Annotated in this window: 23 protein-coding genes and 1 tRNA gene; 16 read left to right on the top strand and 8 right to left on the bottom strand. The window is 67.6% G+C overall.

Annotated elements, in window-relative coordinates:
* The first annotated feature begins 30 nt into the window (after positions 1–30).
* Positions 31–897: an LLM class flavin-dependent oxidoreductase gene (locus DQP57_RS10025; RefSeq protein WP_066866718.1), complete on the top strand. Its 867-nt coding sequence runs from the start codon at positions 31–33 to the stop codon at positions 895–897.
* A gap of 145 nt (positions 898–1,042) precedes the next feature.
* On the opposite strand, the gene DQP57_RS10020 is transcribed toward DQP57_RS10025, so the two are convergent.
* A complete protein-coding gene (locus tag DQP57_RS10020) occupies positions 1,043–1,849 on the bottom strand; it encodes an enoyl-CoA hydratase/isomerase family protein (RefSeq protein WP_112632824.1) in 807 nt (268 codons plus the stop codon).
* A gap of 80 nt (positions 1,850–1,929) precedes the next feature.
* Between DQP57_RS10020 and DQP57_RS10015 the strand changes: the two genes are divergently transcribed.
* On the top strand, positions 1,930–2,847 hold the full coding sequence (locus DQP57_RS10015) for an SAM-dependent methyltransferase (RefSeq protein ID WP_112632823.1): 918 nt from the start codon (positions 1,930–1,932) through the stop codon (positions 2,845–2,847).
* A 13-nt stretch (positions 2,848–2,860) separates the two neighbouring features.
* On the opposite strand, the gene DQP57_RS10010 is transcribed toward DQP57_RS10015, so the two are convergent.
* Positions 2,861–4,810 carry a fumarylacetoacetate hydrolase family protein gene (locus tag DQP57_RS10010; RefSeq protein WP_112632822.1) on the bottom strand — a complete coding sequence of 650 codons (1,950 nt, stop codon included), beginning with the start codon at positions 4,808–4,810 and terminating at the stop codon, positions 2,861–2,863.
* Positions 4,807–7,074, bottom strand: a complete 2,268-nt coding sequence (locus tag DQP57_RS10005; protein WP_112632821.1) for an ATP-dependent DNA ligase — start codon at positions 7,072–7,074, stop codon at positions 4,807–4,809. The genes DQP57_RS10010 and DQP57_RS10005 overlap by 4 nt, the downstream gene beginning before the upstream one ends.
* A gap of 129 nt (positions 7,075–7,203) precedes the next feature.
* Here DQP57_RS10005 and DQP57_RS10000 point away from each other — a divergent pair, with 129 nt between their 5' ends.
* The 5 genes from DQP57_RS10000 (at position 7,204) to DQP57_RS09980 (ending at position 12,949) form a co-directional block, all read left to right on the top strand.
* Positions 7,204–8,730: a mannitol dehydrogenase family protein gene (locus DQP57_RS10000; protein WP_112632820.1), complete on the top strand. Its 1,527-nt coding sequence runs from the start codon at positions 7,204–7,206 to the stop codon at positions 8,728–8,730.
* Positions 8,727–9,584 carry an HAD family hydrolase gene (locus DQP57_RS09995; RefSeq protein WP_112632819.1) on the top strand — a complete coding sequence of 286 codons (858 nt, stop codon included), beginning with the start codon at positions 8,727–8,729 and terminating at the stop codon, positions 9,582–9,584. The genes DQP57_RS10000 and DQP57_RS09995 overlap by 4 nt, the downstream gene beginning before the upstream one ends.
* 34 nt (positions 9,585–9,618) lie before the next feature.
* Positions 9,619–11,031, top strand: a complete 1,413-nt coding sequence (locus DQP57_RS09990) for a mannitol dehydrogenase family protein (RefSeq protein ID WP_112632818.1) — start codon at positions 9,619–9,621, stop codon at positions 11,029–11,031.
* Positions 11,028–11,936, top strand: coding sequence for a carbohydrate kinase family protein (locus tag DQP57_RS09985; protein ID WP_112632817.1), 909 nt, complete (start codon positions 11,028–11,030; stop codon positions 11,934–11,936). Before DQP57_RS09990 ends, DQP57_RS09985 begins: the two co-directional genes overlap by 4 nt.
* Before the next feature lie 95 nt (positions 11,937–12,031).
* Positions 12,032–12,949 carry a Ku protein gene (locus tag DQP57_RS09980; protein ID WP_112632816.1) on the top strand — a complete coding sequence of 306 codons (918 nt, stop codon included), beginning with the start codon at positions 12,032–12,034 and terminating at the stop codon, positions 12,947–12,949.
* A 6-nt stretch (positions 12,950–12,955) separates the two neighbouring features.
* On the opposite strand, the gene pstA is transcribed toward DQP57_RS09980, so the two are convergent.
* The 4 genes from pstA to pstS (DQP57_RS09960) form a co-directional block, all read right to left on the bottom strand.
* Positions 12,956–13,858 (bottom strand): phosphate ABC transporter permease PstA, encoded by a 903-nt coding sequence (pstA, locus tag DQP57_RS09975; protein WP_112632815.1) that lies wholly within the window; start codon positions 13,856–13,858, stop codon positions 12,956–12,958.
* Between the two features lie 75 nt (positions 13,859–13,933).
* Positions 13,934–14,908, bottom strand: a complete 975-nt coding sequence (pstC, locus tag DQP57_RS09970; RefSeq protein WP_430918719.1) for a phosphate ABC transporter permease subunit PstC — start codon at positions 14,906–14,908, stop codon at positions 13,934–13,936.
* 30 nt (positions 14,909–14,938) lie between these two features.
* The gene (gene pstS, locus DQP57_RS09965) at positions 14,939–16,051 is read right to left on the bottom strand and encodes a phosphate ABC transporter substrate-binding protein PstS (RefSeq protein ID WP_112632814.1); all 1,113 of its coding nucleotides are present in this window, start codon (positions 16,049–16,051) and stop codon (positions 14,939–14,941) included.
* Between the two features lie 253 nt (positions 16,052–16,304).
* Positions 16,305–17,411 (bottom strand): phosphate ABC transporter substrate-binding protein PstS, encoded by a 1,107-nt coding sequence (pstS, locus tag DQP57_RS09960; protein ID WP_112632813.1) that lies wholly within the window; start codon positions 17,409–17,411, stop codon positions 16,305–16,307.
* Positions 17,412–17,661: 250 nt separating this feature from the next.
* On the opposite strand from pstS (DQP57_RS09960), the gene DQP57_RS09955 reads away from it, so the two are divergent.
* From DQP57_RS09955 to DQP57_RS09915, 9 genes are all read left to right on the top strand, one after another.
* Complete coding sequence (locus tag DQP57_RS09955) at positions 17,662–18,453, top strand: SDR family oxidoreductase (protein WP_112632812.1); 792 nt, start codon at positions 17,662–17,664, stop codon at positions 18,451–18,453.
* Positions 18,454–18,477: 24 nt separating this feature from the next.
* Positions 18,478–19,554, top strand: a complete 1,077-nt coding sequence (locus tag DQP57_RS09950; protein WP_112632811.1) for an NAD(P)H-dependent amine dehydrogenase family protein — start codon at positions 18,478–18,480, stop codon at positions 19,552–19,554.
* Between the two features lie 82 nt (positions 19,555–19,636).
* On the top strand, positions 19,637–20,878 hold the full coding sequence (locus DQP57_RS09945; RefSeq protein WP_205869089.1) for an Nramp family divalent metal transporter: 1,242 nt from the start codon (positions 19,637–19,639) through the stop codon (positions 20,876–20,878).
* A complete protein-coding gene (locus DQP57_RS09940) occupies positions 20,879–21,952 on the top strand; it encodes a poly-gamma-glutamate hydrolase family protein (protein ID WP_112632809.1) in 1,074 nt (357 codons plus the stop codon).
* Positions 21,953–21,959: 7 nt separating this feature from the next.
* Entirely contained in the window at positions 21,960–22,784 is an 825-nt protein-coding gene (locus tag DQP57_RS09935) for an LLM class F420-dependent oxidoreductase (RefSeq protein WP_112632808.1), read from the top strand.
* A 49-nt stretch (positions 22,785–22,833) separates the two neighbouring features.
* Positions 22,834–22,906: transfer RNA gene (locus DQP57_RS09930), tRNA-Arg, on the top strand.
* A 114-nt stretch (positions 22,907–23,020) separates the two neighbouring features.
* On the top strand, positions 23,021–24,208 hold the full coding sequence (locus tag DQP57_RS09925) for an IS481 family transposase (RefSeq protein ID WP_112632807.1): 1,188 nt from the start codon (positions 23,021–23,023) through the stop codon (positions 24,206–24,208).
* Positions 24,209–24,435: 227 nt separating this feature from the next.
* A complete protein-coding gene (locus tag DQP57_RS09920; protein ID WP_112632856.1) occupies positions 24,436–24,831 on the top strand; it encodes a hypothetical protein in 396 nt (131 codons plus the stop codon).
* Positions 24,832–24,935: 104 nt separating this feature from the next.
* Complete coding sequence (locus DQP57_RS09915) at positions 24,936–25,220, top strand: hypothetical protein (protein ID WP_112632806.1); 285 nt, start codon at positions 24,936–24,938, stop codon at positions 25,218–25,220.
* 28 nt (positions 25,221–25,248) lie between these two features.
* Here the strand turns inward: DQP57_RS09915 and DQP57_RS09910 are convergent, their stop codons facing one another.
* A complete protein-coding gene (locus DQP57_RS09910) occupies positions 25,249–26,628 on the bottom strand; it encodes a PPE family protein (protein WP_112632805.1) in 1,380 nt (459 codons plus the stop codon).
* Between the last annotated feature and the right edge of the window lie 4 nt (positions 26,629–26,632).

Here is a 26,632-nt window from a genome sequence, read left to right as displayed (position 1 = left end):
AGGGACGACCCCTCCAGGAAGGCAGATGACGTGCGGTTTACCTACGCAGAGGCGATGACTGACTTTAGGTACTACATCCCGCTGGCCAAGGCAGCCGAGGCGGCCGGCTACGACGCCATGACGATCGCCGACAGCATCGCCTATCCCTTCGAGTCCGACTCGAAGTACCCCTACACGCCGGACGGCAACCGCGAGTTCCTCGATGGCAAGGAGTTCATCGAAACCTTCGTGCTGACATCGGCTTTGGGCGCGGTGACCACGAAGCTGCGGTTCAACTTCTTCGTTCTCAAGCTGCCCATCCGGCCACCGGCGTTGGTGGCCAAGCAGATCGGGTCGCTGGCCGCGATGACCGACAACCGAGTGGGTTTCGGCGTCGGCACCAGCCCGTGGCCCGAGGACTACGAGCTGCTGGGTGTCCCGTTCGCCCGGCGCGGCAAGCGGATGGACGAATGCATCGAGATCATCCAGGGCCTCACCACCGGTGAATACTTCGAATTCCACGGCGAGTTCTACGACATTCCCAAGACCAAGATGACGCCCGCTCCCACCAAGCCCGTCCCGATTCTCATCGGCGGGCATGCCGACGCGGCCCTGCGGCGCGCGGCGCGCCTGGACGGCTGGATGCACGGCGGCGGTGACCCCGAGGAGCTCGACCACCTGCTGGCGAAGCTCAAGAAATTCCGCGAAGAGGCCGGCAAGACGGGGCCGTTCGAGATCCACGTCATCTCGGCCGACGCCTACACCGCCGACGGCATCAAACGGCTCGAGGACAAGGGCGTCACCGACGTCATCGTCGGCTTCCGCATCCCCTACATCAAGGGCAAGGACACCGAGCCGCTGGACAGCAAGATCCGCAACCTGGAGATGTTCGCCGAGAACGTGATCGCGAAACTTTAGCGGCGGTCAAAAGCGCGGGGCAGCCGGGCGCAGTGGGCCGCCGCCATCGGGTTTAGCGGCGGTCAAAAGCGCGGGGCAGCCGGGCGCAGTGGGCCGCCGCCATCGGGTTTAGCGGCGGTCACAAGCGCGGGGCAGGACCTAAGCCTCACAACGCATCCCACTTCGGCGGGCGCTTCTCTCGGTGCGCCAGGGCGGCCTCGACCGGGTTGTTGGTGAAGCCGCTGAGGATCTGGGTGCGGTTCTCGATCTCGATGGCATGGCGCAAACTGGGCGCGTCGAGCGCGGCGTTGAGCCCAATCTTGGTCTGCCACACGCCATAAGCGTTGTTCTCGGCGATCGAGCGGGCCAGCTTGAGCGCGGCGGGCATCAGCTCGTCGGGCGCGACGACCTCGTGCACCAGCTTGATGCGGTAGGCCTCGGCCGCGTCGATGATGCGGCCGGTGAGCATGAGTTCGCGGGCCACGCCGGCGCCGACGATCTTCGGCAACAGGTAGCTGGTGCCCATGTCCATCGACGAGAAGCCCGCCTTGATGAACACCGAACCGAACCGGGCCTGCTCGGAGGCGACCCGGACGTCGCAGACCAACGAGAACGCCAGGCCGCCACCGACGGCGACACCGTTCACCGCACCGATCACCGGAATGTCCATCTCGTAGATCCGGGTGTACAGACCGGCCAACCGAACCTGCGCGTCGTAGTTGACCTTGAACGCCGGGGTGGTCGGCTTGTTCTGCGTCCACGGCTGGCCGGTGCCGCTCAAATCGGCGCCGGCGCAAAACCCGCGCCCGGCACCGGTCAGAATCGCCACCCGGAACTCGCCCGTGTCCAGGGCGTCGAGCGCCTCGTCGACGCCGTCGATCAACGACCCATCGATGGCGTTGAGGCGCTCGGGCCGGTTCAGGGTGATGCAGGCGATGTTGTCTTCGAGGGCTTCCAGTGTCACTGCGGGCATAGGGGAACCGTAGGCGACGTGACGTGCCTGTTCACCGGCGAGGCATACCGTGGTTCTGCCGTCACACCGAAGGAGAAGCAATGGCACGAACCGAAGGCGACAGCTGGGACCTGGCCAGCAGCGTGGGCGCCACCGCCACCATGGTGGCCGCGGCCCGCGCGGCCGCCACCAAACGTCCGCAACCGGTCATCACCGATGAGTTCGCCGAGCCGCTGGTGCGTGCCGTCGGGCTGGACGTGTTCACCAAGCTGGCGAGCGGCGAACTCGATTCGGCCGACATCGAGGAGGGCGTCGCTTTCTCGCGCATGGTGGACACCTTCGCGGCTCGGGGCCGGTTTTACGATGACTACTTCGCCGCGGCCGGCCAGGCCGGGCTGCGCCAGGTGGTGATCGTGGCATCGGGGTTGGATTCGCGCGCCTACCGGCTGCGGTGGCCGGTCGGGACGACGGTGTACGAGATCGATCAGCCGGAGGTGATCGCGTTCAAGACGGCGACGCTCGCCGGGATCGGCGCGGCCCCCACCGCCGAACTCCGCACCGTGGGCATCGATCTGCGTGAGGACTGGCCGGCGGCCTTGCAGGACAACGGCTTTGACCCGGCCCAGCCGACGGCGTGGCTGGCCGAGGGAGTGCTGATCGGATTCCTTCCGCCCGAAGCAGAGCTGCGGTTGCTGGACGCCATCATTCCGTTGTCCAGCGAGGGCAGCCGGTTCGCCGCCGATTTCGGGACCGTCGCGCCGCCGACGCCGGAGGGGCAGGAGCAGGCCCGGCGCATGACCGAGGGGTGGCGACGGCACGGGCTCGAGATGGACGTCGCCGCCTTGGCCTACCCCGGAGAGCACACCGACGTCGCCGCCCACCTCGCCGCAAACGGGTGGGATACCACCACGTTTCGGCTCGCCGACCTGTTCTCCGCCGCGGGCCTGCCGGAACTGGGGCCCGCCGGACAGCAGGTCCCCGCCACCACGATCAGCTTCGTCAGGGCCGTGCGCCTCTAGCCGGTGCGGTGACTCACGCGGACCGTTTGGCCAGCCATTCGGCCTGCATCACCAGCAAGCCCATGACCTCCAATTGCGGTGTCTGCGGGTCGAGTTCGCGGTACCGCTGATAGACGTTGACGACGACGCGCTCGGCGTCCAGCCAGGTCGCGTACTCGCCGAGGTCGATGGTGTCGGCGGCCTCGGCCCACGACAAGCCGCGGCGGTAGGCGGCCTCGGCCTGTTCGGCGACGTGCACGAGATAGCCACGCACCGCACGGATTCCATCCGGATCGGTGACGGGGCCGTGGCCGGGAACCACCGTCGGCGCGTCCAGCGCGATCATCGCGTCACACGCCGCGACCCAGTTGGCGATCGGGCCCGCCCACACGATGGGCGTGCAGCCGATGAACAACAGGTCGCCGCCGAACAGCACCCCCGCGTCGGGCACGTGCACCACCGAGTCGGCGGCGGTGTGGGCGGGACCCAGATTCAGCACGTCGATTCGCCGCCCACCCACCTCGACGCACAGGTCGCGTTCGAAGGTCTGGTCGGCATTGCGCAGCGTGATGTTGCTGAAATCGAAGTGCCCGAAGCGTTCCCGCGTGTACCGCGTCGCCACCGGCCCCAGGTTCGCGGTCTGCGCCATGGCCAGCATCTCGGGGGCCATGCCGTGCTCGATCTCCTCGGCGGTGCCGCGCGCGGCGATGATGCGCACCGACGCGTCGAGCAGTTGATTGCCGTGGGTGTGGTCGCCGTTGGAGTGGGTGATCACCGCGTCGGTGATCGGCGCCGAACCGGTGATGGGCCGCATCGCGGCGAGCATCTCGCGGGTCAGCGCGAGGTCGAACAGGGTGTCCACCAACAGGGACGCATCGTCGCCGGCGATCAGTCCGGCGTTGCTCCACCCGTAGCCGCCGTCGGGCAGCGTCCACGCCCACACCCGGTCGCCGACCTGATGCAGCCCGCGGGTGTAGGGCACCCGGGCCGGCGCGCGGTTGACCCGCTGCGCGGCGGGGGCGGCGTCCGGATTGGGCCGGGCCGCCAACGCGTGGGGCGGGTTGCTCGCGCGCACGGTCTGCCGGGTCTCCCCCAGGCCCTGGACCTGAAGCGTGACGACGTCGCCGTCGTGCAGCCAACCCGGAAACCGTTCCAGCGCCGCGGGATTGAGGTGCTCGACCAGCGTGCAGGTGGGCACCGTCCCGGAGCCGATGACGTCACCGGGGTTGAGCGTGACGCCCCGCGAGGCGTAGGAGATGACCTCCCCAAAGGTCCAGTCCATCTGGGCCGTCGACCCGGTCCCGATGACAACGTCGTTGACCAGGGCGGTGACGCGCAGGTCCAGCTTGCCGGGCTGGGAGGGGTCGCGGTACGGCTCGAGTTCGTCGGGGGTCACCAGGTACGGGCCCAGCGTGACCCCGCTGTCCTTGCCCTTGCCCTGCCCGATTCCCAGCTGGCCTTCCATCTGCTGCAGGTCGCGCGCGGACCAGTCGTTGAAGATCGTGTAACCGATGATCGCCCGTTCGGCTTGCTCGACGGTGAGATCCTTTCCGCCGGCCCCGATCACCGCGGCGATCTCCAATTCGAAGTCCTGCCAAGCGCTTCCGGGTGCCGTCGGGGCGTCATCGTAGGGGCCCAAAACGGTTGTCGGGCAAGCGAAGTAGAACGCGGGAATGCGATACCACGTGTCGGCGAGCACCTTCCCGCCACCCAGTGCGGCCTGGCAGTTGCGCATGTGGTCCAGGAAGCACAGCGAATCCCGGATCGACGGCGGACGGGGAATCGGTGCCAGCAAGCGCACGTCCGCGAGCGGGACCGTCGCCGCCGGGGCGCGCTGCGCCTCCTCCCCCGCTTGCCGCAGTCCGTCATGGCCTCGCGCGATCAGGTCGAGCAGCGTCACCCCCGGCGGCATCGCGTGGATGGTGTCACCGGAGACGACGCCGATCCGCTCGCCGCCATCACCTTGGTAGGTAACCCATTTCACTCGCGTACCACCTCACTTGCCTCCTTGTCCGGGCGCAGTCCCCGCCAACTCGATTGGCGCAACCGGTTATCCGGGGTCCACTCGCTGTAGCGCACCTCACCCACCAGGACCGGCTCCACGTACGTCACGCCGCGCGCTTCGCTGCGGGGTAGCGGGGGGTGGAACGGGGATTCATCGGTGTGCAGCGGCGCCAGCGTCTTCTTCAGGTTGGCCAGGTCGCGTTCGGTGAACCCGGTGCCGACGCGCCCCGCGAAGCGCAGGCCGTCGCCGGTGGGGATGCCCATCAGCAGCGAGCCGATGCCGCTGCTGCGTCCGCCTTCCCCGGCCTTCCAGCCGCCGATCACGACTTCCTGGGTGTTCCAGTGCTTGTCCTTGATCCACGACGACGAACGGCGGCCGGGCTGATAGGTGGAGTCGCGACGCTTGGCGATCACCCCCTCCCAGCCGCGCTTGCCGGAGTGCTCCAGCGCCTGCGCACCGTCTCCGGGCAGCAGTTCGGGCACGATGAGATCGCTGCCGGCGGAGAGCATTTCCAGCACCTTTCGCCGGTCCGAGTAGCGGGCCCGCAGCAGCGAGCGGCCGTCGAGGTAGAGCACGTCGAACGCCCAGAACTCGACGCGCGAGCCCCGGCCGCGGTTTTGCATCTCGTGAAAGTTCGGCACGCCCGAACCGTCCAAGACCACGGCCTCGCCATCGAGGACCACGTGGTGCTCGGCGAGATCGGTTGCCAGCGACTCCAATTCGGGGTATTCCCGGGTGACCTCTCGGCCGCGGCGCGAGCGCACCCGCAAAGCGCCGTGGTCGGCCTCGACCAACAGCCGGTAGCCGTCCCATTTGCCTTCGAACGCCCACTGGCTCGCCTTGAGCGCCGTCACCGAGCCATGCGTGGCCAGCATGGGGACGATCGTGTCGAACTCGAAAACCTTCTGGTCCTTCATCCGGTGCGCCAGCCACTGGTTACCGCTGGTTTGGATCAGGGCATAGCGACCGGAAATCTTGCTGCCGTACAGATTGACGATCACCTCGCCCTTTTCGGCGGTGTCATCGAACTTTTCGGCCTCGTAGGTTCCCGAGTCCCAGATGACCACCTTCCCCGCGCCGTACTCCCCCTTGGGGATGATGCCTTCGAACCCGCCGTATTCCAACGGATGATCCTCGGTGTGGACGGCCAGGTGATTCACCGCGGTGGTGTCGGGCAGGTTCTTCGGGACGGCCCAGGACACCAGGACGCCGTCTCGTTCCAACCGGAAGTCGTAGTGCAGCCGCCGGGCGTGATGTTCTTGAATGACGAAGCTATTGCCTTGTCCGACAGCGGGTTTCGATACGGGAACCGGCTCGGGGGTTTTCGACGAGTCGCGCATGCTGCGGTATTCCGTCAACCGATCCGGGATGGGCGCATCCTCGTCCAGCGGCGCCAGCAGGTCGCCGTCGCGGGCCACCCGCTCCAGCACCTCGTCATAGCGCAGCTGGCGCAGCGAGGGGTCGTCGAGTTCCGCCCAGGTGCGCGGCGCCGCGACGGTGGGGTGTTCGCGTCCGCGCAGCGAGTAGGGCGCGATGGTCGTCTTGGAGCCGTTGTTCTGACTCCAGTCCAGAAAGATCTTTCCGGCCCGCAGGCTCTTGGTCATGGTCGACGTCACCAGGTTCGGCATCGTCTTTTCCAGTTGTTGCGCAACGCGTTTGGCCAATACCGTGGCGCCCTTGCTGCTCACCGGCTCGGCAAGCGGGGTGTACAGATGCAGGCCCTTGCTGCCGCTGGTGAGCGGGTAGGTGGTCAGTCCGATCGCGGTGATCAGTTCGCGGACGGCGTGCGCCACCTCGGCCAGCTGGGCCATCGTGACGCCTTCACCGGGATCGAGGTCGAACACCAGGCGGGTCGCCGGTCCGGGCTTCAATTCCTCGGCCCGGCTGCGGGTCCACTCGGCGACGAAGCGCCACTGCGGAACGTGGACCTCCAGCGCGGCCTGTTGGGCGATCCAGGCCAGACCGGTGGGGCTGTCGATGATCGGATACGTCGTCGTTCCGGATCGATGGGTCACGCTGGCCCGCGGCAGCCAGTCGGGTGCCGATGCGGCCAATTGCTTTTCGAAGAAGGACTCTTCGTCGACCCCGTTGGGCCAGCGTTTGCGCGTGGCCGGACGGCCGGCGATATGCGGGATCATCACCTCGGCGATGCGCGTGTAGTAGTCGAAGATTTCGCCCTTGGTGGTGCCGGTGACCGGATAGAGCACCTTCTCGGCGTTGGTCAGTTTCAGCCGCGGTGCCATGTTGTCAACCTACGCGTTTCGCGCGTGTTAACCGTTTTGACCACGACTAATCGTGTCACAGCCGATTTTTTTTGTGACATGACTAACGAACGGGTTAGATCGTCGAGCCCGCGGGGGCACAGACACACAATGTTTGACGTAATCCCCTCCCCCTGGCGTCGAAACAGCGGCGTCCCCCTCAGCGATGCGACACTTCAACTGCATTCACAACGTGTCGACATCCCCACCTACGACCGGTCGGCCCTCGGACGAGGGGTCGTCCACATCGGCGCGGGCAATTTTCACCGCGCACACCAGGCCGTCTACTTCGACGACCTTGCCCGCTCGGGCATTTCGGGACGCTGGGGCGTGACCAGCGTCAGCCTGCACTCCCCCGACGTCAAGCACCTGCTGTCGGCCCAGGACGGGCTGTACACGGTGGTGCAGCGCGGCCACGACCGCCAGACCGCCCGCGTCGTCGGCTCGATCGGCTCCGTGCATTACGCACCGAATGACGGGGCGGCCGTCCGCGCCGCGCTGGCAGACCCCCAAACCCGCATCGTCAGCCTGACCATCACCGACAACGGCTACTTCCTCAATCCGGTCACCGACGAGTTCGACGCCGACCACCCCGACGTGCGCGCCGACCTCGTCTCGCCCGACAGTTTCGCGACCGCGTGGGGATATCTGGCCGAAGCCCTCGACCGGCGCCGCCGCGCCGGCGTCGCCCCGTTCACCGTGCTGTGCTGCGACAACGTTCCCGGTGATACCCAGCCGGCCAGGACCGCGCTGGTGTCGTTCGCCGCGTTGAAGGACCCCGGGCTCGCCCGCTGGATCGACACGCACGTCGCGTTCCCGTCGACCATGGTCGATCGCATCACCCCGCAGACCACCAAGTCGGAGCGCACATTCGTCGAGCAGACGTTCGGCGTGGCCGACAAATGGCCGGTGGTGACCGAGCCGCATCGCCAGTGGGTGATCGAGGATTCCTTCAGCAATGGGCGGCCGCCGCTCGACGAGGTCGGCGCCGAATTCGTCACCGACGTCCGCGACCACAAGCTGATCAAGACCCGTCTTCTCAACGGAACCCATATCGCGCTCGCATGCCTGGCCATCCTGGCCGGCTATCAGCGCACCGACGAGGCGATGCGCGACCGCATCATCTTCGACTACGTCGAGAAGCTCCTGCGCGACGAGATTCAGCCGCTGCTGCCCGCAGTGCCCGGCATGAACACCCCCGAGTACCGGGGCACCTTGTTGACTCGGCTCAGCAACCCCCGCATGAGTGACCAACTCGCGCGCCTGGCCCGGCGGGGAACCAGCAAGATCGCGACGTTCGTGCTGCCCTCGCTGCAGGAGGCCATCGCGCAGGGCAGGCCGCACACGCTGCTGACGTTGGCGGTCGCCGGATGGGCCCGGTACATGCGCGGCCACGACCTCAACGGGCGCAAGCTGCGCCTGGAAGACTCGCAGGCCATTCCGGTCGCTAGGTTGGCCAACATGGCACGCAGCAACCCGGATCCGCTCCTGGGGCACGAGATGTTCGCCGAGGTGCGCGCGGTTCCCGGGTTTTCCCAGCGCCTGGGCGCGATGATCGCCGATATCGACGTGCGCGGCGTGGTGCCCACGCTGCGCGACGCGATGCGCAATGACGAGCGGGAGTTGGTGTCGCGATGAACGGCGGGTTGACCTTTGTGCGCGCCTTCGACCCGGCGCCCATCACCACGTTGCTGTGCGACGCCGACGACAACCTGTTCGGGTCGGAGAGGCCGGCGTTCGACGCCTCTACTGAGGTGACCAACCGCTTCCTGGCCAGGTTCGGCGTGACCGCGCCGCTCAGCTCCGAGGAGCTGCGCAAGCGAGCCGTCGGGAAAAACTTCCGCACCACGGCGCTGGACCTGGCGGTGCAGTGCGAAGTGCCGCTCGAGCAGACGCTGGCCCAGGGCCGTCCCGCGGCGGTGATCGCCACGGCCGGCGACCTCGCGGGCGGCCACGCGTTGTCCGCCGCCGAACTCGAACAGTGGGTGGGCGAGGAACGCGAACGGGTCACCGCGCATCTGGCCGTCACGCTGACTCCCGATCCGCAGGTGCTGGAGCCGTTGCGAGAACTCGCAACGCGCTACGCGCTGGCGGCCGTGAGCTCCAGCGCCACCAAGCGGCTGCGTGCCTGCTTCACCGCCACCGGTCTCGACGCGCTCCTCCCGGAAGCGGTGACGTTCAGCGCGGAGGACTCCCTTCCGGTGCCGACGAGCAAGCCCGATCCGGCGGTCTACCTGCATTGCGGCCAGGTACTGGGCGTCGCGCCCGAGCAAGGGCTGGCCATCGAGGACTCCGTGGCCGGCGTGACGTCGGCGGTCGCGGCCGGCTACGCCACCATCGGCAACCTGATGTTCGTGCCACCCGACGAACGGGATTGCCGCCGTGAGGAATTGACCGAGGCCGGTGCGGTCGCGATAACCGATTCGTGGCGCGCTGTCGCCGATGCCCTGCTGTTATCGGCCTCGCCGAGTGGAGGTTCGGTAGCCCGGTGACGATCCGGGCGCCGACCCGGGGAGGAGTTGGCCAATGGAGGCTGGCGGAATCGATCTGAACAATGCGACGCTCCCGACGCTGCCGGTCGAGGCGCCGACCTATGACCGCCGCGCCGTGACGGTCGGCATCGCGCATATCGGCGCCGGCCATTTTCACCGCGCGCATCAGGCCGCGTACCTCAACCTGCTGTTGCAGCAGGGCCTGGCGCGCGAGTGGGGCATCTGCGGGGTCGGGGTGATGCCGGCCGATTGGACGATGCGGGATGTGCTCACCGATCAGGACGGGCTCTACACGCTGATCCTGGAAAAGCCCGACGGCAGCCGGGACGCCCACGTGATCGGCTCGATCATCGACTACCACTACGCCCCCGACGATCCGGAGCCGGCGGCCGAAGTGCTTGCGGCACCGGCCACCCGGATCATTTCGCTGACCATCACCGAGGGCGGCTATCGCGACCCGGACGGGCCCGCCTTCGCGTTGATCGTGGAGGCGCTGGACCGGCGGCGGCGGCGCGGGCTGGCCGCGCCGACGATCGTGTCGTGCGACAACATCGAGAACAACGGTGAGATCGCGCGGCGGGCCGTCCTGGCGAACGCCGAAAGCCGGGACCCCACGCTGGCACAGTGGATCGACGAGCGGGCCCGGTTCCCGAGTTCGATGGTCGACCGGATCACCCCGGCCACGACCCTGCAGATGGCGGCGGAGGTACGCCGCGACTTCGGCATCAACGACCGGTGGCCGGTGGTGGCCGAGCCGTTCACCGCCTGGGTGCTCGAGGATGATTTCGCCGACGGCAGGCCACCGCTGGAAAAGGCGGGCGTGCTGCTGGTCGACGATGTCGCCCCGTACGAGCTGATGAAGCTGCGACTGCTCAACGCCGGGCATCAGTGCCTGGCCTACTTCGCTCATCTGTGCGGCTTCACGTTCGTTCACGAGGCCGCGAGCGATCCGTTGTTCGCCGAATTCCTGCTCGCCTATTTCGAATCCGAGGCCATCCCGACGCTGCCCCCGGTGCCCGGAATCGACCTGCACGACTACACCCGCACGCTGGTCGAGCGGTTCTCCAACCCGGGCGTGCGCGACACCGTGGCGCGGCTGTGCGCCTACTCGTCGGATCGCATTCCGAAATGGCTGATCCCGGTGATCTGCGACAACCTGGCCAGCGACGGCCCGGTCCGGGTGGCGGCCGCGGTGGTGGCGAGCTGGGCTCGTTACGCCGAGGGCACCGACGAATGGGGCAAACCCTACGAGGTGGTGGATCAGCTGGCGGATTCGTTGATCCCGATCGCGCGCTCGCAGTACGAGAACCCCACGGCGTTCATCGAAATCGCCGCCGTGTTCGGCGATTTGGCGCACCAGCCGCGCTTCGTCCAGGCGTATAACTGGGCGCTGGACTCGCTGCACCACAAGGGCGCCCGCGCGACGCTGGAGGCCTTGGTGCGATGACCCGCGCGCTGGTCATCGGCGAGTCGCTGATCGACATCGTTGACAGCGCCGAGCACGTCGGCGGCAGCCCGCTCAACGTCGCCGTGGGGCTCGCCCGGCTGGGCCGCGAGGTCGACTTCCTGACCTCCATCGCCGACGACGCATACGGCCGACGCATCGCCGACTACGTGGAATCGTCTGGCGTGCAACTGCTTTCGGATAGCGCGGCGGCGCAGCGCACGGCGACCGCGCGGTCGACGATCGCCGAAGACGGCTCGGCCGACTACGTGTTCGATCTGGACTGGCGGCTCTCCGGAACGCCGCCCGTCACGCCGCCGCTGTTCGTCCATACCGGATCGATTGCCGCCGTGCAGGATCCGGGCTGCCTGGCGGTGGCGGCGCTGATCGATGCCTACCGCGTCTCGGCCACGGTCACGTTCGATCCCAACGTGCGGCCGTCGCTGATCGCCGAGCGGGAGCAGGCCGTCGCGCGCATCGAGCACCTCATCGAACGCAGCGACATCGTCAAGGTCAGCGAGGAGGACCTGCGCTGGATCGATCCCGCGCACCCGCCCGAGCAGATCGCCCAGACCTGGCTGCGGTTGGGTCCCGCCGTCGTGGCGGTGACGATGGCCGACCGCGGCGCGGTGGCCTTCTGCGCGGCAGGGGTCGCCCGGGTGCCGACGCGCGCGGCGCGCGTGGTCGACACGGTCGGCGCCGGCGACTCCTTCATGGCCGGCCTGCTCGACGCGCTGTGGGAATCGGGATCGTTGGGCGGCGACCGGCGCACCGCGCTGCAGGGGATCGACGTGGGCACGCTGACGGCGGCACTCGAGGTGGCGAGCACGTGCGCGGCGCTCACCGTCGGCCGCGCGGGAGCCGACCTGCCGGATCGGGCTGCGCTGGACGCCGCTTCGCGCCGCTAGGGCGCAACCCGGGGCCGCGCAAACCCGTCGAACCGCCCAAGGTCGTAGCCCCGTCGTGCTGTTTTGCCCTGGGCCCTCCGGGCATACTGATTTGCATGCGCTCCATCTGGAAGGGTTCCATCGCGTTCGGGCTGGTGAACGTCCCGGTCAAGGTGTACAGCGCCACCCAGGACCACGACATCAAATTCCATCAGGTGCACGCCAAGGACAACGGCCGTATCCGATACCAGCGCGTGTGCGAGGTGGACGGCGAAGTCGTCGAATTCCGTGACATCGCCCGCGCCTACGAATCCGACGACGGCCAGATGGTCATCATCACCGACGACGACATCGCCACCCTGCCCGAGGAACGCAGCCGCGAGATCGAGGTGCTGGAGTTCGTGCCGGCCAGCGACGTGGACCCGATGTTGTTCGACCGCAGCTATTTCCTGGAGCCCGACTCCAAGTCGTCGAAATCCTATGTGCTGCTGGCCAAGACGCTGGCGGAGACCGAGCGGATGGCGATCGTGCATTTCACGCTGCGCAACAAGACCCGGCTGGCGGCCTTGCGGGTCAAGGACTTCGGCAAGCGCGACGTGATGGTGATCCACACGCTGTTGTGGCCCGACGAGATTCGTGACCCGGACTTTCCGATCCTGGACAAGAAGGTCGAGGTCAAGCCCGCCGAGCTCAAGATGGCCGGGCAGGTGGTGGAGTCGATGGCCGAAGAGTTCAATCCCGACCGCTACCACGACGACTACCAGGAGCAGCTGCACGAGCTTGTCCAAGCCAAACTCGAAGGCGGAGAGGCGTTTACCACCGAGGAGAAGCCGAAGGAGCTGGACGAGACCGAGGACGTCTCCGACCTGCTGGCCAAGCTGGAGGCCAGCGTCAAGGCGCGCTCGGGCAACGGCAAGGCACCCGCGAAAAAGGCGCCCGCCAAGAAGACCGCGGCGAAGAAGGCCCCGGCGAAGAAGACGGCCGCCAAGAAGGCTCCAGCCAAGAAGGCGGCCTCGAAAGCGTCGTCGAAGTAAGCCCGGTCAGCGCCTGCGCGTGGCCAGGAAGCGGGTCAGCGCGGCGACGATGTTGATCACGGCGACCATGATGATCAGCGTCAGCGCCGCACCCCAGATCCGCAGGAAGCCCGCGTGCTCGGGGTTGGTGAGTTCGGTGTAGATCAGCAACGGCAGCGAAGCCATGTTGCCGTGGAAGATGTCGACGTTGATCGACCTGCTGTAGCCGACCAGCACCAGCACCGGCGCCGTTTCGCCGATCACCCGCGCGATGGACAGCAGGATCCCGGACACGATGCCCGGCATAGCGATCGGGAAGACGATCCGCACGATCGTCTTCCATTTGGACACACCGAGCGCGTAGCTGGCCTCACGCAGGTCGTCGGGCACCAGCCGCAGCATCTCCTCGGCGGAGCGCACCACCACCGGCAGCATCAGCAAGACCAGCGCCAGCGACACCGCGAACGAACTCTGCTGGAAACCCAGGGTGGCGATCCAGAGGCTGAAGATGAACAGCGCCGCCACGATCGAGGGCACCCCGGCGAGCACGTCGACCATGAACGTCGTCAGCCGCACCAGGCGCCCGGATCCGTATTCGACCAAAAACACCGCGGTCATCAGGCCCAGCGGCACGGCCAGCACGGCGGCCACCCCGGCCTGCACCAGCGTGCCGTACAGCGCGTGATAGACGCCGCCGGCGAACTGTTCCGGCAGCACGCCGCGCAGCGAGTGGGTCCACCACCCGGACCGCGTCACGGCGTACCAGCCGCGCTCGATGACGATCCACAACACCCAGATCAGCGGCACGAGCGCGACGCCGAACGAGCCGAGGAAGAAGAGGGTCGCGGCGTTGTTGGTGATCCGGCGCCGAAAGCTCAGCGGCCTGAACACCTCGACCTTGACCGGGCGGTCGAGCGCTTCAACGCTCATGCGCGCCGCTCCTTCTCATCGCTTCGCTCTGCATCGTCACCGGCGCGGCTCATGCGCGCCGCTCTCCCGCGCGCGTCATCCGTTGACCTTGCCGCCGGCGATCGCCCGTGCGAGCGCGTTGACGACGAACGTCAAGACGAACAGCGCGAAACCCGCCGAGATATACGCGCCGGTGGGTAACGGCTCGCTGAATTCCGCGGCCGCCGAGGCGATCTTCGAGGCGAACGTGTAGCCGCCGTCGAACAGGGACCAGTTACCCGGGCGGGCGGCCGAACGCAGGATGATCAGCACCGCCACGGTCTCGCCCAGCGCCCGGCCCAACCCGAGCATCGAGGCAGCGATCACACCGCTGCGGCCGAACGGCAGCACGGTCATCCGGACCACTTCCCATTTGGTGGCGCCCAGTGCCTGGGCCGCTTCCATCTGGATGTGCGGGGTCTGCCGAAAAACCTCGCGCGAGACGGACGTGACGATCGGCAGGATCATCACCGAGAGCACCACGGCGGCGGTGAAGATGGTGCCACCGCCGGCCAACGAGACGTTGCCCTGCTTGAACAGAAAAAACCATCCGAGGTGGCGATTGAGGTACGCCGCCACCGGCTCGATACGCGGCGCGAGCACGAAAATGCCCCACAGCCCGAAGACGATCGACGGCACGGCGGCGAGCAGATCCACCACCGCCCCGAAGGGACGCGCCAGCCGCTTGGGTGCGTACTGGGTGAGGAACACGGCGATGCCCACCGCGACGGGCACGGCCAGCGCCAGCGCGCTCAGCGAACTGAGCACCGTGACCATCAGCAGGTCGCGGATGCCGAACGCGAGGTGGTGCGGGTCGCTGGTGCTGAATTTGGCACTGGTGAAGAAGTTCGCGTGGTTGACGCGCAGCGACGGGACGGCACGCAACAACAGGAACACCGCGATCAACAGGATCGCGACCACGATCGTCGAACCGGCGGCGGCGGCGGCCAACTTGAACAGCCGATCGGCCCGCCGTCCCACGTGCTCACTCAGCGCTGTGAGTGCCGGCTTCTCCGTAATCGACGGGTCGATTGCTGTTCCTCGTGTCACGACCACCTCAGGTTATGTGATCGCGTTGATCGAAGCAGACAACCTCGCTTTGAACGCGTCAGGGATCGGGATGTAGCCGTTGTCGGCCAGGCCATTCTGTCCGGCGCCGATGGTGCTCTGCAGGAACGCCTTGACCGCGGTGCCGATCTGGGCGTCGGGATACTTCGAGCACACGATCTCGTAGGTGGCCAGCACGATCGGGTAGGAACCGGCCTGGGTCGGCTTGTAGAACGAGAGCGTGTCGAGCACCAGGTCGTTACCCTGGCCCGCGATCTTGGCGCCGGCGATCGTCTTGCCCACCGAGTCGGCGCTGATCGACACCGCGTCCGGACCGGCCGAGGTGATGATCTTGGCCATGTTCAGTTTCTGCGCCTGGGCGAACGACCACTCGTTGTAGGTGATGGACCCTTCGGTGGCCTTGATCGCCGCCGAGGTGCCGTCGTTGCCCTTGGCGCCCTCGCCGACACCGCCCTTGAAGGTCTTACCGGCGCCCTTGCCCCACGCACCGTCGGCGGCGGCGTCGAGGTACTTCTGGAAGTTGTCCGTGGTGCCGGATTCGTCGTTGCGGAATACCACGTGGATCGGCTCGGCGGGCAGCGTGACGCCGGGGTTGAGCGCCTGGATCGCGGGGTCGTTCCACGTAGTGATCGCGCCGTTGAAGATCTTGGCCGCCGTCGCGCCGTTCAGGCTCAGCGAGGTCACGCCCGCGACGTTGTAGGTGATGGCGATCGGACCGAAGACCACGGGCAGATTCAGCGCCGGTGAACCGCAACGTTGTTGCGCCGCGGCGTATTCATTCGGCGCCAACGGCGAATCCGAACCACCGAAATCCGTTTGCTTTCCGTTGAATTCGCTGATTCCCGCACCCGATCCGTTGGCCGTGTAGTTCAGCGTCTGTCCGGGGCAGGCCTGCTCGAACGCGTTGACGAAGCGGGTCATCGCGTTGGCCTGAGCCGTCGAACCGCTGGCCTTGAGGGTTTTCGCCCCGCCGCAGCTCACCTTGCCCGACGCGGATCCACTGGTCGCACTCGCGCCGGTCCCGTTGTTGTCGCTTCCGCATCCGGACAGCGCCAGCGCTGCGGCGCTCAGGACACTCAGTACGGCGCCAAATCGGTTGAGTTTCAATTCGCTTCCTTACGGTAGGGATGAAACAGCATCGCCGCCGGTCCGTGACGTTGCGCCCCGGCCGGCCCGTCTCGCAGCCACGAAGCTAACAGTAACAAGGTTAACTGTGAGCAAACTGTTCGACGACCGGCGTTTAACGCGACGGTGACCGGCGTCGGCTGGGCGGGAGCCGACCTCGATGCCATCTGGAAAGCGCGCGACAGCAAAGGAAATGGTGGCTCTGGGCGGGCCCGACGAACGCCCCGTTGCCCCATCACCCGATGGCGTCGATGGCACCCGCCAGCCGGGACCTGAACGACGCCGGCACCGGGATGTATCCGTTCTCCGCCAAGCCGTTCTGCCCGCGCCCGATGGTGCTCTGCAGAAACGCCTTCACCGCCGCGCCGGCCTGGGGGTCGGGGTACTTCGAACACACGATCTCGTAGGTGGCCAACACGATGGGATAGGAACCGGGCCGGGTCGGCTTGTAGAACGAGAAGGTGTCCACCACCAAGTCGTTGCCCCGGCCGGCCATGGTGGCACCGGAGATCGTCTTGCCGACCGAGTCCGCGCTGATCGACACCGGGTCCGGCCCGGCCGACGTGATGATCCTGGCCATGCTCAATCGCCGCGCGGACGCGAACGACCATTCGTTGTAGCCGATCGCGCCCTCGGTCGCCTGCACCGCCGCCGATGCGCCGCCGTTGCCGTCGGCGCCCTCCCCGACGCCACCGTTGAAGGGTTTGCCGATGCCCCGGTCCCACACCCCGCCCGACGCGGAGTCCAGGTACTTCTGGAAGTTGTCCGTGGTGCCGGACTGGTCGCTGCGGAACACGACGTGGATGGGCTCGGCGGGCAGCGTGACGCCGGGGTTCAGCGCGTGGATCGCGGGGTCGTTCCAGGCGGCGATCGCGCCCTTGAAGATCTTGGCGAGGGTGGGGGCGTCGAGGATCAGCGAGTCGACGCCCTGGACGTGGTAGGTGATGGCGATCGGTCCGAACACCACCGGGAGGTTCCACGCCGGCGAACCGCATCGCGTCTGGGCCGCAAAGTATTCGATGGGCGACAGGGGTGAATCCGAACCACCGAAATCGGTGTGACCGCCGGTGAATTCACCGATGCCCGCACCCGAACCGTTCGGGGTGTAATTGAGCGTCTGGCCCGGGCAGGCACGCTCGAACGCGTCGACGAAGCGGGTCATCGCGTTGGCCTGAGCGGTCGACCCGCTGGCCTTCACGGTCCGCTTTCCGCCGCAACTGACCTGGCCCGACGGGGTTGACCCGCTCCCCCAGGCTCGGATGCCACCGTCCCCGCAGCCCGACAACACCAGCGCACCGGCCGTCAGGACAGTCAATGCGGCACCAAATCGGTTGCGCCTCAAGTTACTTCCTCACGGTGGACACCAACTATGATCGTCACCGTTGAGCTAACCGCACCAAGGTTAACGGCGGGCGAATGGCTTCGCGGCGGCCCCCGGAGCCGGCCGCGTTGCGCCGGACCGACCCAAACCCCTTGTTCGCGCCCCGTCGACAGGCCGGTATGCAAAACTAGAACCTGTTCCAGAAATGCCCGATCCGAGACCGCGCGGCTTGCTACCGTGTCGGCTGACACCGCAACAATGAGAGGCCGCCATGATCCTTGACAGGTTCCGTCTCGACGACAAAGTCGCCGTCATCACCGGTGCAGGCCGCGGCCTCGGCGCGGCCATCGCGCTGGCCTTCGCCGAGGCGGGCGCCGATGTTCTCATCGCCTCGCGCACGGAATCGCAACTAGAAGCCGTCGCCGAACAGGTCCGTGCTGTCGGGCGGCGGGCCCACGTGGTGGCCGCCGACCTGGCCCATCCAGAGGCCACCGCGGAACTCGCCGGTGCGGCCGTCGAGGCCTTCGGGAAACTAGACATCGTCGTCAACAACGTCGGCGGGACCATGCCGAACACGCTGCTGACCACCTCGACCAAAGACCTCAAGGACGCGTTCACCTTCAACGTCGCCACGGCCCACGCGCTGACGCTGGCGGCAGTCCCGCTGATGCTGGAGCACTCCGGTGGCGGCAACATCATCAACATCACCTCGACGATGGGCCGGCTCGCCGGGCGCGGCTTCGCCGCCTACGCCACCGCCAAGGCCGCGCTGGCGCACTACACCCGGTCGGCGGCGCTGGACCTGTGCCCGCGCATCCGGGTCAACGCGATCGCCCCGGGCTCGATCCTGACCTCCGCGCTCGACGTGGTGGCCTCCAACGAGGAGCTGCGGGCACCGATGGAGAAGGCCACACCGATGCGCCGCCTCGGCGATCCCGTCGACATCGCTGCCGCCGCAGTGTATTTGGCGTCGCCGGCCGGTGAGTTCCTGACCGGCAAGACGCTCGAGGTCGACGGCGGCCTGACCTTCCCCAACCTCGACATCCCCGTCCCGGATCTGTGACCCCCGACCACTGAGGAGCACGTCATGCCCATCCCCGTCGTCCAATTGGGCACCGGCAACGTCGGTATCCACGCGCTGCGGGCGCTCATCACCAACCCGGAGTTCGAACTCAGAGGCGTCTGGGTGTCGTCCGACGCCAAGGCCGGTAAGGACGCGGCGGAGCTTGCGGGACTTACGGAGTCGACCGGCGTGCTGGCGAGCACGGACCTCGATGCCGTGCTCGCCACCGGGCCGCAGTGCGCGGTGTACAACGCGCTGGCCGACAACCGGCTGCCCGAGGCGCTCGAGGACTACCGGCGCGTCCTGGCGGCCGGAATCAACATCGTCGGCAGCGGCCCCGTCTTCTTGCAGTACCCGTGGCAGGTGATCCCCGAGGAGCTCATCAAGCCACTGGAAGATGCGGCGCAACAAGGCAATTCGAGCCTCTTCGTCAATGGCATCGATCCCGGTTTCGCCAACGACCTGCTGCCGCTGGCGCTGGCCGGCACCTGCCAGAGCGTCCAGCAGATCCGGTGCATGGAGATCGTGGACTACGCCACCTACGACAGCGCCGCGGTCATGTTCGACGTCATGGGCTTCGGCAAGCCGATGGACGACATCCCCATGCTGCTGCAACCCGGTGTGCTCAGCCTGGCGTGGGGATCGGTGATCCGCCAGATCGCGGCGGGTTTGGGCGTTTCGCTCGACGAGGTCACCCAGGACTACGTTCGCATCCCGGCCCCCGAGGACTTCGACATCGCCTCGGGTCACATCGCCAAGGGCACCGCCGCGGCGCTGCGCTTCGAGGTGTTCGGCAAGGTCGACGGCCACCCCGTCGTCGTCCTCGAACACGTCACCCGGCTGCGCGAGGACCTGTGCCCCGACTGGCCGCAGCCGGCCCAGGAGGGCGGCTCCTACCGCATCGAGATCACCGGCGAACCGTCCTACGCCATGGACGTCTGCCTGAGCAGCCGCAAGGGCGATCACAACCACGCCGGCCTGGTGGCCACCGCGATGCGCGTCGTCAACGCGATCCCGGCGGTCGTCGCCGCCCAGCCCGGCATCGTGACGACCCTCGACCTGCCGCTGGTCACCGGGAAGGGGCTCTACCTTCCGCAGTGACGCCGAGAGCGGGAAACGCCCTAGCCGCTGCGGGTCGCGCCCAGATGTTCGACTACCCTCACTTTCTTATTCGGTGAAGTGAATCGAGGTCGGCAGGTTGGGGCAGCGCACCCAGGGCTCGCTCAAGGGCAACTGGTACTTGCTGGGGCCGGCGTTCGTCGCCGCGATCGCCTACGTCGACCCCGGCAACGTCGCGGCCAACGTCAGCGCCGGTTCGCAGTACGGCTATCTGCTGTTGTGGGTCATCGTGGCGGCCAACGTGCTGGCGGGGCTGGTGCAGTACCTGTCGGCGAAGCTGGGGCTGGTCACCGGGCGCTCCCTGCCCGCGACGATCGGCAAGCGGATGGGCCGCCCGGCGCGGCTCGTCTACTGGGCTCAGGCCGAACTCGTGGCCATCGCCACCGACGCGGCCGAGGTCGTCGGCGGGGCCATCGCCTTGCACATCCTGTTCAGCTTGCCGCTGCTGGCCGGCGGGGTGATCACCGGCCTGGTGGCCTTGCTGCTGTTGGGGATTCAGGACCGGCGCGGACAAATCATCTTCGAGCGCGTCATCACCGGCCTGCTGCTGGTGATCGCGATCGGGTTCGCGGCGAGCTTCTTCGTCAAGACCGCCCCGCCGGAGGAGATGCTCGGCGGCCTGGTGCCCCGGTTCCGCGGCACGGAAAGCGTGCTGTTGGCGGCCGCCATCCTGGGCGCCACCGTCATGCCGCACGCGGTCTACATGCATTCGGGCCTGGTGTTGGACCGGCACGGGCATCCCGACGAGGGATCGCATCGGCGCCTGCTGCTGCGCGTCACCCGCTGGGATGTAGTGCTGGCGATGACGGTGGCGGGCACGGTGAACGCCGTGATGCTGATCATCGCCGCGATCAACCTGCAGCACCGCGACGTGAGTGCCTCCATCGAGGGCGCCTACTCCGCGATCCACAACACGCTGGGCGCGACCATCGCCGTGCTGTTCGCGATCGGGCTGCTCGCCTCGGGTCTGGCGTCGTCGTCGGTGGGCGCCTACGCCGGCGCCATGATCATGCAGGGGTTGTTGCACCGGTCGGTTCCGATGGTGCTGCGCCGGGTGGTCACGCTGGTGCCCGCCCTGGTGATCCTGGCGGTGGGGTTCGATCCCACCCGCGCGCTGGTGCTGTCCCAGGTGGTGTTGTCGTTCGGAATACCTTTTGCGGTGCTGCCCTTGATCAAGCTCACCAGCGACCGCGCCCTGATGGGCGGCGACGTCAATCACCGCATCACCACCATTCTCGGCTGGGCGGTCGGCGTATTGATTAGTCTGCTTAACGTGGTGCTCATCTGGCTGACGGTGACCGGCTGAATGCCGGCCCGCCGGCATCTTTACTTCGCATACGGGTCGAACCTATGCGTCCGGCAGATGGCGCAACGCTGCCCCGACGCCGCGCATCCGCGGCCGGCGGTGCTGGCCGATCACGACTGGCTGATCAATCAGCGCGGCGTGGCCACCGTCGAACCGCTGGCGGGTAACCGGGTGTACGGGGTGGTCTGGCAGATCTCCGACGGTGACTTGGCGACGTTGGACAGCGCCGAGGGTGTGCCGGTGCGCTACCGGCGCGACGAAATGACCGTGCACACCGACGACGGACCGGCGCCGGCCTGGGTGTACATCGACCACCGGGTGACGCCGGGCCCGCCCCGGCCGGGCTACCTGCCCAAGATCATCGACGGCGCCACCCAGCACGGGTTGCCGCAACGCTGGGTCGACTTCCTGCGCCGCTGGGACCCGGCCGGCTGGCCCCGCCCGAAAGCGTCGACGTCCCGGCCTGGGCCGCAATCACTTTCGGCGCTGCTGAGCGAGCCCGGCGTGACCGAGAGCAGCCAATTGCGTTCGCGTTTCGGCTTTTTGGCGATCCATGGCGGCGGCCTGGAAGAGATGACCGACGTGATCGCCGAGCGCGCCGCCGAGGCGGCCGGTGCGTCGGTCTACGTGGTGCGCCACCCCGATCACTACCCGCACCACCTGGCGTCGGCGCTGTTCGATCCGGCCGAGTCACCGTTGCTCGCCGAGTTCCTCGACCATGTCGACGTCGCGGTCTCGCTGCACGGGTATGGCCGTGACGGACGCAGCACCCAGCTACTGGCCGGGGGCCGTAACCGGGCGCTGGCCGCGCACCTGACCCAGCACATCCGGCTGGCCGGCTACCAGCTGATCACCGACCTCGACGACATCCCGCCGGAATTGCGGGGCCTGCACCCGCGCAACCCGGTGAACCGGGTCCGCGGGGGCGGAACCCAGCTGGAGCTCTCGGCGCGGGTCCGCGGGATCAGCCCGCGCAGCCCGCTGCCGGGCGACGACGGTTTGTCGTCGGTCACCAGCGCCCTGATCCAGGGGTTGGCCGACGCCGCCCGCAGTTGGTCGATATCGCATCGTTGAACGGAGAGTGTTGGTGGCCAAGGATTTTCGCTTCGGAATGAGCATGCGGTTCTTCAAGTCGCGCGAGGCCCTGCTGGATAAGGCCAAGCGTGCCGAAGACGCCGGCTTCGACATTCTTTGTGTGCCCGACCATTTGGGCGCCGCCGCGCCCTTCCCGACACTGACCGCCGTCGCGATGGTCACCACGACGCTGCGGCTGAGCATGTATGTGCTCAATTCCGCGTTCTACAAGCCGGCCCTGCTCAGCCGGGACATGCAAGCGCTGGATCTGCTCAGCGACGGCCGCCTCGAGATCGGCCTTGGCACCGGTTACGTCCGCGAGGAGTTCGAAGCCGCGGAGATCCCGTATCCCAGCGCCCGCGAGCGGGTCGACTACCTCGAACACATGACCGGCTATCTGAAGGAACATCACCCGTCGACGCCGCTGATCATCGCCGGCAACGGCGACCGGGTGCTGACCATCGCCGCCCGCAACGCCGACATCATCGGGCTGACCGGATCCAGGGTGCGCGACGTCGAGGATCCGTTCGCCGAGCGGGTCGACTTCGTCCGCAAGGCCGCCGGAGATCGGTTCGACTCGCTGGAGCTGAACCTGGCCATCACTGCGATGCCGCGGACCGGGGAGACGGAGCCGGACCTCAAGCTGACCCGCAGTTACTCACCGGATCTGTCCGACGAGCAGATCCTGTCGCAGCCCTCGGTGCTCAGCGGTTCGCCGCGCGAGATCGCCGACACCTTGTCCGCGTACCGGGAGAAGTACGGCGTGTCGTCCTTCACCGTGCAGGACAACAACATCGAGAACTTCTCGAAGGTGATCGCCGAACTGCGCTGACCGCCGCGGTGATTTCGCGGCCGCCCTGCCGGTAAGCTCAGGCCCGTCCGCCCTCGTAGCTCAGGGGATAGAGCACGGCTCTCCTAAAGCCGGTGTCGCAGGTTCGAATCCTGCCGGGGGCACAAACCTATATGTGTGACCTCGGGTGATGCTTGACATTTCAGTTCCGGGTGATGCCTGACAGCGTTTCGGTTGATCCTTGACAGCGGTTTCGGCTGATCCTTGACACTCCCTAGATGAGGGAGTTGAGCGTGGCCGAGCAGCGGTATGTGGCCGTGTTGGCGGTGATCAGTGATGGGTTGTCGATCTCGCAGGTTGCCGAGAAGGTGGGGGTGTCGCGTCAGACGCTGCACTCGTGGTTAGCCCGCTATGAGGCCGAGGGTCTTGAGGGGCTGGTGGACCGGTCGCATCGGCCGGTGAGGTGTCCGCATCAGATGCCGGCGTCGGTGGAGGCGGTGTTGTTGGAGTTGCGGCGCTCGCGCCCGTATTGGGGGCCGCGGCGGTTGGTGTTCGAGTTGGCCAAACGCAAGGTGTCTCCGGTGCCGTCATCGTCGGCGGTGTATCGGGCGTTGGTGCGCGCTGAGATGATCGATCCATCGGCGCGGGATCGGCGCTCGCGCAAGTGGAAACGCTGGGAGCGCGGAGCGCCGATGGAGCTGTGGCAGATGGACATCGTGGGCGGATTTCCGTTGGCTGATGGCAGCTGCGCCAAAGCGCTGACCGGGATTGATGATCATTCGCGGATGTGCGTGTGCGCGCGGTTGATGGCCCGCGAGCGCACGCGGGCGGTCTGTGAGGGGTTGCGTGGCGCGTTGGCCACCTACGGGGCCCCTGAGCAGATTTTGACCGATAACGGCAAGGTCTTCACGGGCCGGTTCAATCATCCGCCGACCGAGGTGTTGTTCGAGGCAATCTGTCGCGAGCAGGGCATCGAGCATCTACTGACCCAGCCACGTTCGCCGACGACTACTGGAAAAATTGAGCGGTTTCACCGCAGCCTGCGCGCTGAATTCCTCAGCAACAGCTCATCTTTCACCAATTTGAAGGTGGCGCAGCAGGCCCTTGATGAGTGGGTGGAGGACTACAACACCAACCGGCCGCACCAGGCGCTGAAGATGGCCACACCGGCACAGCGGTTCCACGCCGGGGCACCTGCATTGGCACCGACGAACGCCGCCACCGCCACTGCGGACCGCAGCGGTGATGACTGGATCAGTCGTCGGGTGACGACCAACGGGGTGGTGTGCGTGGCCTGGCAGCAGGTCAGTATCGGGCGCTACTACGCAGGTGCGCGCTGCGATGTCCACGTCGACGGCGCGCTGCTGCGGTTCTGGGTCGGCGATCAATTGGTCAAAACCGCCGCCCGACGCAGCGCCGGCGAGGTACGAATCAAACGGGCCATGCGCACCAGCGCATCGACCTAAACCACAACAAGAGTGTCAAGGATCAACCGGAACCACTCCGTCAACCATCAACCGACTCTGAACAGGGGCACCGTAGCCGGTGTGTGACGGTGCAGCGCATGCCACTCGTCCTGCCCGATCACCACGAGTCCGCGCTAACTCACTGTCCGGCAACGGCATTCGTCCTCGGGCGGCAGTCGGGGCATTTCGGGGTGTGCATCGGCCGCACAGTGGAACAGGATGGTCTGATGACCACCGCACCGAACCGCGTCCTCATCCCGACATTCGCCGCGCTGCGATTCGCCACCGGCGTGACCGCATGGGCGGCTCCAGCCAAGGCCGCGCGCCTGTTTGGACTGGCCGGCGCCGAGCGGCAGCCCTTCACCACCCAGCTGTTCGGGTCTCGCGAACTGACGCTGGCCCTCGCCGTCACGGATGCCTCTCCCCGGTTGCGCACCCGCGCGCTACAACTTGGGCTGCTCACCGACGCCCTGGACGTCATCGCGGCGCTACGCGGCGTCCAACGCCGGACGCTGCCCCCGGCCGGCGCCGTCATCACCGGCGGCGGCGCAGCGCTGTTCCTCGGCTTAGGCCTTGCCGCGTTGGCAAACCAACGTCGCGCCGGCGCGAGCAGCGAATGGTGAGTTGGGTCACCTCGCCGCCGAATCGGGCAGCCCTGCGACGGCTTAGGGGTTGTAGGAGCTAGCCACTGATCGAGCGGTGGCCCGTGACATCTAGCGAGGCCGACATGCGGCAGACCCTTTCGGGCGAACGCTCCGGTGTCCGTTACCTGATTGCCAAGACACTGTGGCTCACCGCGGGCTTCATCGTGTTGCTCGCCTTGGGAGACGTGGTTATCGTCGCGACGCTGGCGCTCACCGGCGTCGCCATGACGGCCGCCTGGTGGATCCGTCGCACCGCGGCCCGTCGCACGCGAATCGGCGACGCCGCCCTGGCCCCGGTATCTCAGCTGCCGGCGAGCGCCCGCGCGGCGGCGGCGTGCGGCCCGTGGGATCGCCACAACGCCGCCTAACGGCGCCACAGGCCTGGCCCCGGTGCGGCTAACCCCAGGTGGCCCGGGGCGGTGTGGCCTTGGACTTCTCGGCGGAGGACACGTGCACGGCATGGACGCCCGGTTTCTTGGCCAGCTGGTCTAAAAGGCTTTCCAGATGCGCCTTGTCGGTGTGCCAGTGCTGAACCGCCTCGGGCGCCTGTTGCAGCTCCGCCAGGACGGTCTTCAGCTTGTCCGGCGTGTCGGCGCCCTCGTCCGAGGGGCGGCGTCCCACCCCCCGCAGGGCGGTTCCGGTGATCCCGCGGGGCACCGCACCACCCAGGGCGCTTCCGGCCAAGGCCGCCAGGGCAATTTCGCCAGCGAGACCACTCGCGCTCGCCACGACCGTCGGCGCGGCCGCCGCGCTGGTGCACTCCAGCACGGTGGCGGCCAACTTGATCCCCGGGCTGGCCACCGCCCAGCTCGGCGGCACGGATAGCGCTCCTGCCAGCCCCGCGCTGCCGACACTTGCGGACACGGCGGACGCGCCGGCCGCCGCGCCCGCCTGCGTGCTCGAACCGAGCGCGGCGAACAGCGGTCCCTCCAGGTCGACGGCCGTGTCGCTCCAGGTCCGTGCCGTCACCACCAGGCCCAAGCTCAGGCTGAGCAGCGTGTCGTTCACCGGACGAATGGCTTTGGTGACGAACTCGACGTTCGCGGCGATCCGCGCCAGCGGTGTGGAGTTCAGGTTGTTCAGCCATGTCGCCAACGACGACGGATCCGCTGCGGGGGATGCAGCCGGCGCTGCCAGGCTTTGCAAGGTTCGCGGCGTCGAGGACATCAGCTGCGACAGGGCGGATTGCGCGTTGGCGGGAGCGGCGCCGGCGGCCTGGGCGACGGCGCCCGATTGACCGACCGCTCCCGCGGGATTGGTGGTTTGGGGCGCCGAATCGAACGGCGTCATCTGCGCGGCGGTCGCCGAGGATCCGGCGTAGCCGTACATCACCGCGGCGTCTTGCGCCCACATCCGCCCGTACTCCGCCTCCGTGGCCGCGATCGCGGCAGCGTTGTGGCCCAGCACATTGGTCGCCACCAGTGCCGCCAGCCGGCTGCGGTTCTCCGCGATCGCCACCGGGGGCACCGTCGCCGTGAACGCGGTCTCGTAGGCGGCCACCGCCGCCCTGGCCCGCGAGGCGGCCTGCTCGGCCTGCGCGGCGGTGACGCTCATCCACTCCACGTAGGGTGCAACCGCGGCCGCCATGGCCGCCGACGACGGCCCCTGCCAACCGCTGGCCAGGTTGGAAATCACCGCGTCGTACGATGCCGCCGCAGAGTGCAGCTGAGCGGCCAAGCCATCCCACGCCGACGCGGCGGCCAACATCGGCCCCGAACCGGGACCGGCATACATCCGAGCGGAGTTGATCTCCGGGGGTAAGGCTCCAAAATCCATTGCT

It is taken from the genome of Mycobacterium colombiense, assembly GCF_003284935.1.
Classification (GTDB): Bacteria; Actinomycetota; Actinomycetes; order Mycobacteriales; family Mycobacteriaceae; genus Mycobacterium; species Mycobacterium arosiense_A.
Note: the sequence above shows the minus strand (reverse complement) of the source record. Positions and strands in the feature narration are given on the sequence as shown.